12 protein-coding genes are annotated in these 14,494 nt (G+C 72.8%); 7 read left to right on the top strand and 5 right to left on the bottom strand.

The features are described from left to right. Positions 1-61: 61 nt before the first annotated feature. A complete protein-coding gene (locus BFV98_RS13640; RefSeq protein WP_013284347.1) occupies positions 62-1,210 on the bottom strand; it encodes a cellulose binding domain-containing protein in 1,149 nt (382 codons plus the stop codon). Positions 1,211-1,539: 329 nt separating this feature from the next. Here BFV98_RS13640 and BFV98_RS13635 point away from each other — a divergent pair, with 329 nt between their 5' ends. Together BFV98_RS13635 and ctaD are read left to right on the top strand one after the other, a co-directional pair. After that, on the top strand, positions 1,540-2,646 hold the full coding sequence (locus BFV98_RS13635; protein WP_030272913.1) for an FAD-dependent monooxygenase: 1,107 nt from the start codon (positions 1,540-1,542) through the stop codon (positions 2,644-2,646). 127 nt (positions 2,647-2,773) lie between these two features. Then, positions 2,774-4,531, top strand: coding sequence for a cytochrome c oxidase subunit I (gene ctaD / locus BFV98_RS13630; RefSeq protein WP_013284349.1), 1,758 nt, complete (start codon positions 2,774-2,776; stop codon positions 4,529-4,531). Between the two features lie 511 nt (positions 4,532-5,042). Here ctaD and BFV98_RS13625 read toward each other — a convergent pair. The 4 genes from BFV98_RS13625 to BFV98_RS13610 are packed head-to-tail and all read right to left on the bottom strand — an operon-like array spanning position 5,043 to position 10,896. Beyond that, positions 5,043-6,284 (bottom strand): MFS transporter, encoded by a 1,242-nt coding sequence (locus tag BFV98_RS13625; protein WP_071096542.1) that lies wholly within the window; start codon positions 6,282-6,284, stop codon positions 5,043-5,045. A 39-nt stretch (positions 6,285-6,323) separates the two neighbouring features. Next, complete coding sequence (locus BFV98_RS13620; protein ID WP_013284351.1) at positions 6,324-6,905, bottom strand: isochorismatase family protein; 582 nt, start codon at positions 6,903-6,905, stop codon at positions 6,324-6,326. A 15-nt stretch (positions 6,906-6,920) separates the two neighbouring features. Continuing rightward, on the bottom strand, positions 6,921-8,207 hold the full coding sequence (locus BFV98_RS13615; RefSeq protein ID WP_013284352.1) for a nicotinate phosphoribosyltransferase: 1,287 nt from the start codon (positions 8,205-8,207) through the stop codon (positions 6,921-6,923). 16 nt (positions 8,208-8,223) lie between these two features. Further along, entirely contained in the window at positions 8,224-10,896 is a 2,673-nt protein-coding gene (locus BFV98_RS13610; protein WP_013284353.1) for a LuxR C-terminal-related transcriptional regulator, read from the bottom strand. 286 nt (positions 10,897-11,182) lie between these two features. Here BFV98_RS13610 and BFV98_RS13605 point away from each other — a divergent pair, with 286 nt between their 5' ends. From BFV98_RS13605 to BFV98_RS13585, 5 genes are all read left to right on the top strand, one after another. Continuing rightward, the gene (locus tag BFV98_RS13605; RefSeq protein WP_255368100.1) at positions 11,183-12,631 is read left to right on the top strand and encodes a hypothetical protein; all 1,449 of its coding nucleotides are present in this window, start codon (positions 11,183-11,185) and stop codon (positions 12,629-12,631) included. Between the two features lie 115 nt (positions 12,632-12,746). Then, positions 12,747-13,037, top strand: a complete 291-nt coding sequence (gene clpS, locus BFV98_RS13600; RefSeq protein WP_018786685.1) for an ATP-dependent Clp protease adapter ClpS — start codon at positions 12,747-12,749, stop codon at positions 13,035-13,037. Then, entirely contained in the window at positions 13,034-13,537 is a 504-nt protein-coding gene (locus BFV98_RS13595; RefSeq protein ID WP_013284356.1) for a DUF2017 domain-containing protein, read from the top strand. The genes clpS and BFV98_RS13595 overlap by 4 nt, the downstream gene beginning before the upstream one ends. Before the next feature lie 55 nt (positions 13,538-13,592). Continuing rightward, positions 13,593-14,081 (top strand): Mov34/MPN/PAD-1 family protein, encoded by a 489-nt coding sequence (locus BFV98_RS13590; protein ID WP_013284357.1) that lies wholly within the window; start codon positions 13,593-13,595, stop codon positions 14,079-14,081. A gap of 67 nt (positions 14,082-14,148) precedes the next feature. Then, positions 14,149-14,487, top strand: a complete 339-nt coding sequence (locus BFV98_RS13585) for a MoaD family protein (RefSeq protein ID WP_013284358.1) — start codon at positions 14,149-14,151, stop codon at positions 14,485-14,487. Positions 14,488-14,494 lie beyond the last annotated feature (7 nt).

Raw genomic sequence — 14,494 nt, 5'->3', positions numbered from 1 at the left:
GACGTACCCGCGGAAAGGGGCGCGGTCCGCAGCGGACCGCGCCCCTTTCCGCGTGCGGTGGTCAGCCGCGGGCGCAGGTGGAGCCGTTGAGCGTGAAGCTGCTCGGCGCGGAGTAGCTGCCGTTCAGCGTCGCCTGGTAGCCGAAGCTGGTCGACGCGCCGGGCGCCAGCGTGCCGTTGTAGCCGGCGTTGCGGGCGGTCACCGCCGAGCCGCTCTGGCTCACGGTGGCGTTCCACGCGTTGGTGACTGTCTGCCCGGAGGGCAGGTTGTAGTTCAGGGTCCAGCCGTTGATCGTGCCGGAGCCGGTGTTCTTGACCGTCACGTCGGCGGTGAAGCCGTTGTTCCACACGTTCGCCGCCTTGTAGGTGACGGTGCACGACGCGCCGCCCGACGGCGGGGGCGTGGTCGGCGCCGACGTGGTCGGCGGAGCCGACGTGGGCGGCGGGTTCGAGCCGGTGTTGACGCTCTGCGAGAACGAGTTCACCGCGAGCCCGACGCCGCCCTGCCACGGCTCGAAGCCGGCCTGGATGCTGGTCAGGTACCAGTCGTTGGTGATCGCACCCCGGTTACGGGTGTCGTTGATGAATGCCATCGCGTCGAAGCTGAAGCTGGGGATGGCCGACGGCGACAGGTACGAGATGACGTTGTTGGAGCCGTTGCTGCCGCGCCAGACCTCCCAGGTGCGGCCCGCGATGCTGGCGGTGCCGACCGGCGAGCCGATGGGCTGGATCGAGCCCTGCCGGTTGAGCCAGATCATGATCTCCATCTGGTTCACGCCGTCGCGCTTGGGCGACGGGTCGAGCCAGATGTCGTACGACGCGTTGAAGATCGCGCCGCTGACGTAGTTGTAGCTGATGCTGGACGGTGCGCTGCTGATGTTCTTCACCTGCACCGGCAGGTTCGTGCCGGGCGAGCAGTTGGTGTAGTGGCAGCCCACGAAGATCGACGGGTACGCGACCGGTGCCCCGTTGGTCGGCGCGGAGCCGTCCGCGCGGGTGATCGAGAAGCCGGTCGAGGTGACGTTGATGCACTGCTGGGCACTGGTGCCCCAGCGGTTGTTCTGCACCACGTACTTGCCGCCGATGGTGGTCGAGCCGTACTGCTCGCAGATCTGGGTGTCGGCGGAGGCGGTGCCGCCGAGCGCGACGGCGACGAGGGTGCCGGCGGCCAGCAGTCCGGCTGCCGCGAGGGCCCTGAGTGGACGCTTCATGATGCTCCTTGGCTCGGCGCGGGACGGCGCCGGTTCGGTCGGTGATACGGGCGGGAGCGCTCCCACGATGCAAGGAATACATTTACATGTCTGAAATCATTGCGCAATTGCGCCGGGCTCGTTAACGCTCCGCGTCCGGCCGGTGGCACGGCGGAGAGCCGCGACCGCCCCCTTCCCCCAGATGGAGGCGGGATTCCTGCCGGTGGGACGGGGTGTGCCGCCGACCGGCGGCCCGCGCCAGGGCGCATGGGCACTTCCGCCGCCTGGTTGCGGCGAGTAATGTCTTGCCTCCAACGCGTTCCGATCCCCCTCCGGAGGCGTACCCCGTGATGGGTGGTTCCCCCCTGCGCATCCTCGTCGTCGGCGCGGGCATCGCCGGCCTCGCCGTGGCCCGGGCGCTGCGCCTGGCGGGGTTCCGGCCCGACGTCACCGAGCGGCTGCCACCCACCGAGTCGATCGACTCCGGCCTCTACCTGCCCGGCAACGCCGCCCGGGCGATGCGCCGGCTCGACCTCGACGGGCCGCTGCGCCCGCTCGGTCAGGTGATCCACCGGCAGCGCTTCCTGGACGCCGCCGGAGCACCGCTGTGCGAGGTCGACCTCGACGCGCTCTGGGCCGGCGTGGGGGAGTGCCGGGCGCTGCCCCGGGCCGAACTGCACCGGGTGCTGCTCACCGGCGCCGGCGGCGCGGTGCGCCACGGTGCCGAGGTGAGCACCGTCGACCTGCTGCCCGGCCGGGTCGCCGTCGGCTTCACCGACGGCACCAGCGGCGAGTACGACCTGGTCGTCGGCGCGGACGGGCCCCGCTCGGCGGTACGGACGCTCGCCGCGCTCGGCGGACCACCACGCCCCGCCGGGCAGGTGGTCTACCGCGCCCTGGTGCGCGGCGGCCCCCGGATCGCGGACTGGACCGCCCTGCTCGGCCAGCGGGCCGGGTTCCTGGTCGTGCCGCTCGGCGCCGGACGGCTCTACTGCTACGCCGACGAGGCCGGCACCGAACTGCCCGCCGACCCGCTCGCCCGCCTGCACGAGCTGTTCGGCTCGTACGGCGGCCCGGTGCCCGAGGTGCTGGCCGCGCTGGAGACCGTGTCAGTGGAACGCACCGAGGAGGTCGAGCTGGGACGCTGGTTCCACGGCCGGGTGCTGCTCGTCGGTGATGCCGCTCACGCCACCGCGCCGACGCTGTCCCAGGGCGCCGCGATGGCGCTGGAGGACGCCGTCGTGCTCGCCGAGTCGCTGCGGGCCGCCGGCAGCGTCGAGGCCGCGCTGCTCGCGTACGAGAGTCGTCGCCGGCCGCGTACCCGCTGGGTGCGGGACCGGACCCGGGACCGCAACCGCACCCGCGACGTGCCGCCGGCGCTGCGCGACCCGTTGCTGCGCGGACGCGGCGGCCGGATCTTCCGGGAGCACTACCGGCTCCTGACCGGCCCGCTCTGAAAGGCGGGAGATCGTAGCCGCCCACCCCACGCGGCGAGGCCACCTACCGGGGACTATCCTCCCTACGGATGACGGCTGCGCCGATGACCAGCGCGCCGAGCGGGACAACCAGAACCGGAGGCCACTCGTGACCACCGTCGCACCCAAGCCGGTCGTGACCCGGCCCTGGCCGGTCCGGGAGCCGGTCAAGGGGTCGGCCATCGCGCGGCTGCTGCGCACCACGGACGCGAAGCAGATCGGGATCATGTACATGGTCACCGCGTTCGTGTTCTTCATGATCGGTGGCCTGATGGCCCTGATCATGCGCGCCGAACTCGCGCGACCGGGCCTGCAGTTCCTGTCGCCCGAGCAGTACAACCAGCTCTTCACGATGCACGGCACGATCATGCTGCTGTTCTTCGCGACGCCGATCGTGTTCGCCTTCGCGAACTACGTGGTGCCGCTGCAGATCGGCGCGCCGGACGTGTCGTTCCCCCGGCTCAACGCCTTCGCCTACTGGCTGTACCTGTTCGGTGGCACGCTCGCCACCGCGGGCTTCATCGCCCCGGGCGGCGCGGCCGACTTCGGCTGGACCGCGTACACGCCGCTGAGCACCGCCGACCACGCCCCGGGCGTGGGCGCGAACATGTGGGTCGTCGGTCTGGCCATCTCCGGTCTGGGCACGATCCTCGGCGCGGTCAACCTGATCACCACGATCCTGACCCTGCGCGCGCCCGGCATGACCATGTTCCGGATGCCGATCTTCACCTGGAACATGCTGGTCACCAGCCTGCTGGCGATCCTGGTCTTCCCGCTGCTGGCCGCCGCGCTGTTCGCGCTCGCCGCGGACCGCCTGATGGGCGCCCACGTGTACGACCCGGCGACCGGCGGGCCGATGCTGTGGCAGCACCTGTTCTGGTTCTTCGGTCACCCCGAGGTGTACATCATCGCGCTGCCGTTCTTCGGCATCATCAGCGAGATCATCCCGGTGTTCTCCCGGAAGCCGATCTTCGGCTACAAGGGCCTGGTGGCCGCCACCATCGCCATCGCCGCCCTGTCGATGAGCGTCTGGGCGCACCACATGTTCGCCACCGGCCAGGTGCTGCTGCCGTTCTTCAGCTTCCTGAGCTACCTGATCGCCGTGCCCACCGGTATGAAGTTCTTCAACTGGATCGGCACCATGTGGCGGGGCCAGATCACCTTCGAGACGCCGATGCTGTTCTCGATCGGCTTCCTGGTGACGTTCCTCTTCGGTGGTCTCACCGGTGTGCTGCTGGCCAGCCCGCCGCTCGACTTCCACCTGCACGACTCGTACTTCGTGGTGGCGCACTTCCACTACGTGCTCTTCGGCACCATCGTGTTCGCGGTGTTCGCCGGCATCTACTTCTGGTTCCCGAAGATGTTCGGCCGGATGCTCGACGAGCGGCTCGGCAAGATTCACTTCTGGCTCACCATGATCGGCTTCCACACCACGTTCCTGGTGCAGCACTGGCTGGGCAACGAGGGCATGCCGCGCCGGTACGCCGACTACCAGGCCGCCGACGGCTTCACCACGCTGAACACGATCTCCACGATCGGCGCGTTCATCACCGGTATCTCGACGCTGCCGTTCATCTGGAACTGCTGGAAGTCGTACAAGACCGGCCCGGTCGTCGAGGTCGACGACCCGTGGGGCCACGGCAACTCGCTCGAGTGGGCCACCAGCTCCCCGCCGCCGCTGCGCAACTTCGACCGGATGCCGCGCATCCGCTCCGAGCGGCCGGCGTTCGACGCGAAGTTCCCCGAGCTGGCCGCCGGGCAGAGCCTGGCCGGTCCGCCCGAGGGTGGCGCGAAGCCGCTGACCAGCGAGGTCAACGGTGGCGCCAGCTACCAGGAGGACACCGCAGGCAACCTCGACCAGCGCTGACGCAGTAGCTCAAGGCCGGGCGCCGCACCCCTAAGGGGTGCGGCGCCCGCCCTTTTCCCTCCCGCCCCGCCCCCGCCCGCCCCGTCCCCCGCCCGCCCCGTCCCCGCCCTCCTGCCCCTCCCGCCTGTCCCCGTTGATCATGAAGTTGGCGGCAGTTCGTGCCCGATTTGTCGCCGCCAACCTCATGATCGCCGAGGTGAGGGCGGGGTCGCGGCACCGGTTCGGGGGAGTGGGGGTGTCCGGGGTGCGTGGATGCAGCCACTTCCCCGTTCTGGTTTCGCCCGCCTCGGGCGCTCCGGTGATCAAGGGGTTTGGGTCGTCTTGGCCTGCCTGAGGGGACGCCAACTCCTTGGTCAACTTCGGGGAAGGGTGGGGTTTCGGTTGGGGCCGTCGCGCGAAGCCAGGTCGGGGGAGTGGGGGTGTCCGGGGTGCGTGGATGCAGCCACTTCCCCGTGCGGGCTTCGGCCCCGCCTCGGGGAGACACGGACTCCTTGATCACGCCGGGCGGGGGTCAGCGGGAGGCGAGGGCCAGGTCGGGGTCCACGGGCGGGGTGGGGAGTTGGGTGCGGCGGTGGCGCAGCTCGATCGGGAGCACCGCCAGCGCCACCAGCGCGCCGATCGCACCGGTGACCACGAAGCCCCACGCGGGCGCGGAGGCGTCGATCACCGCGCCGGCCAGCGGCGCGCCGAGCGCGATGCCGACCGTCACGGCGGAGCCGTGCAGGCCCATGGCCAGCCCTCGGACGGAGGGTGGGGCCAGCCGGCTGACCGCGTCGGAGGTGGACGCGATGGTGGGGGCGCAGAGCGCACCGGCCGGGATCAGCGCGAGGCAGAGCAGCCACCAGTGCGACCCGCCCAGCCCGACCGGGATGGTGGTGAGGCTCAGCGCGGCCATCAGCGCCAGCGGGGAGAAGGAGCGGCGTACCGCGCCGTAGGCGAAGCCACCTGCCAGCGAGGCGACCGCCCAGGCGGCCAGCACGGCGCCGGTCCAGCCGACCTCGCCACCGGACCGGAGCACGGCTACCACCGCGACGTCGGTGCCGCCGAGCACCAGCGTGGCGGCGAGGCTGACCGCCAGGACGGCGAGCAGGCGCGGGGTGAGCCACTCGCGGCGGTGCACCGGGCGCGGGGGCCCGGCCGGCTCGTCGGCGGCCCGGATCGGCGGGTCGAGCAGCCAGAAGCAGATGCCGGAGGCGACGATCCCGGCGCCGACCGCCCAGAGCGTCAGGCGCGGCGTGACGGCGGTGGCCAGTGCCACGGCGAGTGCCGGGCCGACCATGAACGACAACTCCACGGCCATCGAGTCCAGCGCGTACGCGGGGCGGCGCTTCTCCACCGGCACGAGCGCGGCGATCGACTGGCGGACCATCGAGAAGATCGGCAGGGCGAGCAGCCCGGCGAAGAACGCGGCCGGTAGGAGCACCGGGTACGGCAGCGTGGGCGCGGCGGACCAGAACAGCGCCTCGGCGACGGTGGTGAGCACAAGCACCGGGCGGAGCCCTCGGCGGTCGATGAGCCGCCCGAGCAGCGGGGAGCCGAGCGCCGCGCCGACCGTCGACGCGGCGCCGACCAGGCCGGCGGCGCCGTAGCCGCGGCCCAGGTCGAGCACCACGTAGAAGGTGAGCGTCACACCGGTGGCGGTCAGCGGCACGCGGGCCAGCACCGACACCAGCAGCAACGATCGGAGACCGGGTAGGGCGAGCGCCTCCCGGTAAGGCTTCAGGTTCACGACGGTCCGTACCTCCGGCGCCATCCTGGGGCCGGGGTACGACACCCGCAAGCGATTACCCGGTCAAGCGGCAGTGATCACAGGCTCGCCCACCATCGTCACCCCGGCGCCGTCGAGCGCCCGCAGCGCCACGTCGAGCGTGTCCGGCGCGACAGCGGCGGTCAGGTCCAGCAGCACAGTGGTCCGGAAGCCCTCCCGGGCGGCGTCCAGGGCGGTCGCGCGCACGCAGTGGTCGGTGGCGATGCCGACCACGTCGACCCGGTCGACGTCGTGGCGGCGCAGCCAGTCGGCCAGGCACTCGCCGTCGGGCGCATGGCCTTCGAAACCGGAGTACGCGGCCGCGTGCTCGCCCTTGTGGAAGATCACCTCCACCCGGTCGGTCACCAGCTCGGGGTGGAACTCGGAACCGGAGGTGCCGACCACGCAGTGCCGGGGCCAGGAGTCGACGTAGTCCGGCGGGTCGCCGAAGTGCGCGCCCGGGTCGACGTGGTAGTCCTTGGTCGCGACCACGTGGTCCCACCGGTCCGGCTCGGCGGCCAGCAGCCGGGAGATGCCGGCGGCCACGCCGGCTCCGCCACCGACCGCGAGGGAGCCGCCCTCGCAGAAGTCGTTCTGCACGTCCACGATGATCAGGGCGTTCGCCATCTGACGGGTTCCTCCTCAGCTCGCGGGTACGACGGTCACCGGTACGGCGGGATCCCCGGCGGAGAGCTTGAGCCCCTCCCACGGGATCGAGATCAGGCACTGGCGCAGGTGGTCCCGGGACTCCTCCAGCGTGGGCAGGGTCTCCGGTTCGCCCGACACCACGTACGAGTGCTGGAGCAGCCGGTCGTTGGGCTGCCGGTCCGGTACGCCCTGCGGCACGATGACCTCCTCGGTGGCGGTGCCGGTCGGCTTGTGCCGGCGGACCGCGACCTTCCGGCCGCCGATGGTGGCCTTGTGCTCGGAGCGTTTGACCACCGGCCGCCCCTCCACCTCGACCAGCTTGTAGACCAGGCCGGCGGTGGGCGCACCGGAGCCGGTCACCACTGCGGTGCCGGCACCGTACATGTCCACCGGTTCGGCGGCGAGCGCGGCGATGGCGTACTCGTCGAGGTCGCCGGAGACGATGATCTTCGTCTCGGTGGCACCGAGCGAGTCGAGCAGCTCGCGGGACTGCTGGGCGATCACCGCGAGGTCGCCGGAGTCGATCCGGACCGCGCGCAGCTCGGGCCCGGCCACCGCGATGGCGTTGCGGATGCCCTGGGCGATGTCGTACGTGTCGACGAGCAGCGTGGTGTCCTTGCCCAGCGTGGCGACCTGGGAGGCGAACGCGGCCCGCTCGTCGTCGTGCAGCAGCGTGAAGGCGTGCGCGGCGGTGCCCGCGGTGGGGATGCCGTAGCGCTGCCCGGCGGCCAGGTTGGAGGTGAACCGGAACCCGGCCAGGTACGCGGCCCGCGCCGCGGCGACGGCGGCCTCCTCGTGCGCCCGCCGGGAGCCCATCTCGATCAGCGCCCGGCCCCGGGCCGCGGTGACCATCCGGGCCGCGGCGGCGGCGATGGCGCAGTCGTGGTTGAGCACTGACAGCACCAGCGTCTCCAGCACCACGCACTCGGCGAACGTGCCGGACACGGTGAGGATCGGAGAGCCGGGGAAGAACAGCTCGCCCTCGGCGTAGCCGTCGATGTCGCCGGTGAACCGGTAGTCGGCCAGCCACTGCGCGGCCCGGTCGTCCACCACTCCGGTACGGCGCAGGAAGTCGATCTCCGCCGGGTCGAACCGGAAGTCGCGGATCATCTCGATCAGCCGGCCGGTCCCGGCGACCACGCCGTACCGGCGCCCGGCCGGCAGCCGCCGGCTGAACACCTCGAAGACGCAGCGTCGGTCGGCCGTGCCGTCACGCAGGGCCGCGCTGACCATGGTCAGCTCGTAGTGGTCGGTCAGCAGCGCGGGGCGAAGGGTGCTCACCGCCCCAGCCTAGAGTTCAGCCCGGGTCCGCGCCGTCGTGCCCCGGCATCGACCGCAGTGCGGCCCGCAACTCGCCGCGCCCGGCGACGCCGAGCTTGCTGTAGACGCGCTGGAGGTGGTTCTCCACGGTGCGCGTGGACAGGAACAGCCGCTCGGCGATGGCGCGGCTGGTCACGCCGTCGGCCGCGAGGCGGGCGATCTCCCATTCCCGCTCGCTGAGCGTCGGGCGCAGCAGCCGCAGCGCCGGGGTGGAGATCTCGTCGCAGCGGCGCAGCAGGTCGGCGAGGCGTTCCCGGATCGGCCCGGTGGCGCCGGCCCGGACGTGTCGCGTCCGGTGCAGGGCCAGGGCGGTCGCCTCGGCCGCGTACACGATCAGCTCCCGGTCGGCGAAGCCGTCGGCGACGGCCAGCAGCGCGTCCGGTGAGCCGTCGACGGCGGCCCGGCCGAACCGGGCGACCAGCGGCGGCAGCACGCCGTCGACCTGCTCGGAGAGTTCGGCCAGGCGTTGCGCCACGGTGCGCCGGCCACCGTCGGTGCAGGTCGGGCCGACCGGCGCGGCGGCCTGGTCCAGCCGGACCAGGTCGAGCAGGACGAGCAGCTCGTGCCCGGCCAGGCCGTCCTCGCGCAGCCGGTCGGCGAGCGCGCACAGGTGCTTGGTGGCCGCCGGCAGGTCACCGGTGGCGGCCTGGACCGCGCCCCGGGCCTGCTCCAGCCACGGGTAGAGCACGGCCATGCCGGGCGCGTGCGTCCGGTCCGCCTCGGCCATCGCGTCGGCCGCGTGCGTCACGTCCCCGCGCAGCGCGGCGGCCTGGGCGCGCTCGGCGTGCGCGAGGCCCGCGTACACCCGGCTGGTGGCGAGCACCGCGCACGCCTCCAGGCTGGTCCGCAGCGCCTCGTCGCCGCGCCCGCGCAGCCGTGCCGCGTACGCCTGGAGGATGGCCAGGTAGCCGGTGCCGAGCCGGAAGTCGCCGGCTCCGGCCAGGTCGGCGAACTCGTCGGCGACGATCGCGTCGATGCCGGGCAGGTCGCCGGAGAGCGTCAGCCGGGTGCCCCGGGCCAGTTCCATGGCGAGCTGGAGGTAGGGCATGTCGCCCCGCCAGCACGCCGCCTCGGCCTGCACGCGGGCGATCGCTGTGGCGCTGAGCTGGTATTGCCCCTGCGCCGCCTGGAGGTGGGCGAGCGTGCAGCGGGCCAGCTCCCGGGCGGCCATCGGGGCGGCGGGCCGGTCCAGCACCTCCTGGGCCAGCCGTACCGCGACGTCGACGTCGAGCCGGTGCAGCCGCATGGTGGCCTCGAACGCGCGTACGCGGGCCCGGTCGGCGGGGTCGCTCAGCTCCTCGCCGCGCGCGGCGATCTCCTCCACGGTGGACTCACGGTTGAGCCCCCAGTAGCTGACCATGCCCCGGACGGTCAGCCACCGGCTGCGCCGCCGGTCGTCGTGGATCTCACCGGCGACCTGGTCGAGCACGCCGATCGCCTCGTCCGGCCGGTCGCCGAACATGAGGATGGTGGCGAGCAGCTCCGCCGCGTCAGTGCCGCCGCCGGCTTCCAGCGCGGCCCGGGCCAGCCGGGTGGCCAGCGGCACGTCGTACCGGCCGAACGCCTGCACCGCCGCTTCGAGCAGCAGTGCCACGTCCTGCGCCGTACCCGAGTCGAGTCGCCACACCGCGACGCGCAGCAGGTCCTCCCGGCGGCGCTTGCCGACCTGTTCCAGCAGTCCGGCGAGGGTGGCCTGGAGCCGGCGGGTGCGGCTGACCGGGCAGTGCCGGCGCATCACCTCACCGTAGAGCGGGTGCGCCAGGCGGACGTTGAGCCGCCGGTCGTCGTGGACCAGCGCGATGAGCCCGCGTTCCTCGGCCGTCTCCACGTCCGCCGGGTCGGCCGCGCGTTCCAGCAGTTGCAGGCCCAGCGGCTCGCCGAAGGCGACCAGTTCGACGACCGCCCGGACGCCGGCGGTGAGCTGGCCGATCCGGGTGTCGATCAGTTCGGTGAGGCTGGGTGCCAGCTCCAGCCGCCCGGTCCAGGTCCAGATGCCGTACCTGCGGTTCAGCTCGTCGTCGGCGGCCAGCACCAGCTCCCGCAGCAGCAGCGGGTTGCCGGCGGAGAGCTGGAACAGCCGGTCGGAGGAGCCGGCGTCGACCGGGCCGCCCAGGATGGCGGCGAGCAGCCCGGTGGTCTCGCTGCGGCACAGCGGGCGCAGTTCGACCAGGTCGGCCAGGTCGTCGGTCCAGAGTGCGCGGATCGGCAGCGGGACCTGCTCGCCGTTGCGCAGCGTCCCGATGACGTAGGCGTTCTCCGAGCGGGCGACCAGGTGCACGAGCGCCGCCGAGGGCGGGTCGAGCAGATGCGCGTCGTCGATGGCGAGCACGATGGGCCGCCCGGCGGCCTGTTCCTGCAGCACGTCCACGGCCCAGCGCAGGATCCCGGCGGGGGACAGGCCCTGCGGCTGTGAGGCGGGCAGCACCTGGACCAGCCCGCCGAACGGCAACGCGGCTGTGGTGGCGCTGGCCGCGATGGACCAGATCGCGTACCGCTCGGGGGAGAGCGCGGCCACCCCCTCGCGCAGCAGCCGGCTCTTGCCGACCCCGGCGTCGCCGCTGAAGAGCAACCCGCGCCCCTCCGGGCCACCGACCGCCGACAACAGACGGTTGAGTTCATCAGTACGGCCGACGAACTCCCACCTACTCATCGATGCAGCATATCGACCGTGTTCCGTCCGCGTACGCACCGTCACGCAGTGAAGTTGAGTAATCTGTTCATTACCCGTGAGTACCGGATGTGTTGGTTGTCGGATGGCCGACACCCGTACTCTTCCGGCAGTCCCTGCAACCAGGGAGAATCCGCGACCGGTACCCCGGTCGCCCGACCGGGAGGCCCGCCTGATGACGCCAGGTCCGCTCCCTTCGGTCGACGTGCCCGACCCACGCCGGCAGGCCGAGCCCCCCGGATGTGCCCCGCTGCCGACTCGGCTCGGGGTGACCGCGCCCGGCCCGGACGAGCCGATGGCGGTGGTCGTCGCCGGTCCGGCCGGCGCGAACCGGCGCGAGCTGATCGCCGGCCTGCTCGGGGTCGAGGCCGCGACGCTCGCCGTACCGCCGGGAAGCAACCTGCTGGTCCAGCACGCCGCCACCGCCACCCGCGCCGCGTACGTCCCGGGCTACCGCCAGCCGCACGCCTACGGCGCCGACCCGCTCGCCGCCGGCCCGGCACTGGCCCGGCCGCCGCGCCGGGTCGAACTGAGCCTGCCCGATCCGCTGCTGCGGCACTTCGCGGTGGTCGACACGCCTGATACCGGCACGCTCGGCGTCGCAGGCGGCCGGGTGCTGCGCGACGCCGTCGGCCGGGCCGGCGCGCTGCTCTTCGTGATCTCCGCCGACCAGGCGTTCAGCGCGGCCGAGCTGCACCTGCTCGCCGAGGTGGCGCGTACCCCGGTCGAGGTGTTCTTCGCCGTCACGCCCGGCGTGACCGGCCCGGCGACGCCGGGCGACGGCGCACAGGCCCAGGACCGGGCGGCGTCCGGCCGGACCGGGCCCACCCGGCGGCTCGACCCGGTGTCGGTCTCGATCGAGGCGCACCGCGCGGCGCTGCTGGCCGCGGTGCCGGCGCTCACCCCGGCCCGGTGGTTCCCGGCCCGCCGCGCCGAGCTGCCGCAGCTGCGCCGGGCGCTGGTCGGCTGGGCGGCCGACGAGGTGCTGCGTCGCGGCAGCGCCCGCCCGCCGGTGCCGGCCGGCGCGCACGGCCGGGTGCCGGTGCTCGCCGGTGTCGAGCCGGGTGAGCTGGCCGACCGGATCGACCGCCAGGCCCGCGCCTGCGCCCGCCGGATCCGCCAGCACCTCGCCCTGGAACTGGCCAACATCCACCTGCGGGTGGTGCAGGAGATCGTCTTCGGGGTCGGCTGCGCCGGCCTGCCGCAGATGCTCGACCGGGAGCTGGAGGCGCTGTCGCTGCTCGCCACCGCCCAGTGCGACGAGGCCGTGCGCGGCCTGGTCGACGAGGCCGCCGCCCGGGTGTTCGGCGCGCCGCTGGCCGAGGGGGTACGCCGGCGGATCACCCACGCGGTGCGCTGGGGCCTGGCCGACCACCCGGACGGCCCCGAACTGGACCGGGTGCTCCTGGTGACCAGCACGGCCGGGGTCGCCGGGCTGACCGGTGCGGGCGCCCTGGACGCGCTGGCCGGGCTGCCCGGCGCGCAGCGTGACGAGGTGCTCCCGCCGGTCGGTGTCGCCCTCAACGGCGGCTGCTGGCAGCACTGGCGGGCGCCCGGCAACAACGACCCGAACGCCGCCCGTTCCTGGGCCCAGCGCGCGCTGCGCGAGGTCGAACTCGAACTGTCCCGCGAGGTGTCCCGCCGCTTCGAGGTGATCCGTCTCTCGCTGGGCGCGGTGCTCGCCGATGCGGTCGACCACGGCATCCTGCTTGCCTGACCACGCCGCCGGCACACGGCGACCCGGGCTCGCGTACGCGGCCCGGGCGGGTGACGACGACCCGCGCGCCGTTCCGGTTCATCGGTTCCCCGGATCCGGTGGCACGATGGGGGGCATGGCGGCTCCACAGGTTGCGCCGGTCGAGACGCCGGACACCGAAGAGGTGCCGGTCTCCGACCGGCCATGGGTGACCATCGTCTGGGACGATCCGGTCAACCTGATGACGTATGTGACCTGGGTGTTCCAGAAGCTCTTCGGGTACAGCCGGGAGAAGGCGGAGCGGCTCATGCTGGACGTGCACCACAAGGGCAAGGCCGTGGTCTCCAGCGGCGCGCGGGAGCGGATGGAGCACGACGCGGCGCAACTGCATGCGTACGGGCTCTGGGCGACGGTGGACCGGTCATGAGCATGTTCCGCCGCCGGGGCGACCACTACGTGGCCACGTTCGCGGTCGACGAGGTCCGGGTGCTGCGCAAGGTCGCCAACGAGGTGGTCGGCCTGCTGACCGACGGCTTCGACCACGGTGACCCGGTGGTCGGGCGGCTCTTCCCCGACGTCTACCCGGACGACGACGCCGGCACCGCCGAGTTCCGCCGCTACACCGAGGGCGACCTGAAGACCGGCAAGATCGACCAGGCGGGCGCCGTCCTCGCCGCGCTGCCCGACGGTGACGCCGGTGGCGAGGTACGGCTGGACGCGGAGGCGGCCGAGGCGTGGCTGCGGGCGCTGAACGACGCCCGGCTGGCGATGGGCGTACGCCTGGAGATCAAGGACGGCACCGACCTGGGCGAGGAGCTCGACGACGCGGTGGCCGCGGACCCGGGTTCGTCCCGGGTGTTCCAACTGTCGGTCTACGCCTATCTCGGATATCTCCAGGAGTCCCTGCTCAACGCGCTGATCGACTGAGTGGTGACGGTCGCCACCTCGCCGCCCGGGCCGGCCAGGCGCTAGGCTTGGCGGCGTGCTGAGCATCGACCGGTCGATCATCGACGCGATCGTCGCCCACGCGCGTCGGGACCACCCGGACGAGGCGTGCGGCGTGGTCGCCGGTCCCGTCGGCAGCGACACCCCGACCCGGCACATCCCGATGGACAACGCCGCCCGCTCCATGACGTTCTACGAGTTCGACTCGATGGAGCAGTTGCGGGTGTGGCGCGAGATGGACGACCGCGACGAGGAACCGGTCGTCATCTACCACTCGCACACCGCGACGGAGGCCTACCCGTCGCGTACGGACGTCTCCTTCGCCGGCGAGCCGGGCGCGCACTACCTGCTCGTCTCGACCCGCGAGCCCGACACCGAGGAGATCCGCTCCTTCCGGATCGTCGACGGCGTGGTCACCGAGGAACCGGTGGAGATCGTGGATGCCGCCGTGGATCCGAACGCCGTCCAGTCCTACATGTTCGGGCAGAGCCCGGCGACGGTCGACTACGAGTGTTCCGACCGCTGACCTTCAGCGCCGGCACCTTCCTTTTCCCGTCACCTGGCACGATCCCGAACGAGGAGCACGAGACACCATGGCCATCGAGGTTCGCATCCCCACCATCCTGCGCAGCTACACCGGCGGCGCGAAGGTCGTCGAGGGCAGCGGCGACACGCTCGCCGACCTGATCGCCGACCTGGACTCCCGGCACGGCGGCCTGAAGGCCCGCCTGGTCACCGAGGCGGGCGTGCTGCACCGGTTCGTCAACGTCTACGTCAACGACGAGGACGTCCGCTTCCTCGGCGCGCTCGACGCCAAGCTCAACGACGGCGACAGCGTGACCATCCTGCCGGCCGTCGCCGGCGGCGCGTTCGGCTTCGCGGCCGCCGCGGCGATCGCCTCGCACGCGGTCTCCACGCGCGCCGCCCGCTGAGGGGTCC

The sequence above is a fragment of the Micromonospora sp. WMMB235 genome, assembly GCF_001855515.1.
Taxonomy (GTDB): domain Bacteria; phylum Actinomycetota; class Actinomycetes; order Mycobacteriales; family Micromonosporaceae; genus Micromonospora; species Micromonospora aurantiaca.
This window is presented reverse-complemented; position numbering and strand designations above follow the sequence as displayed.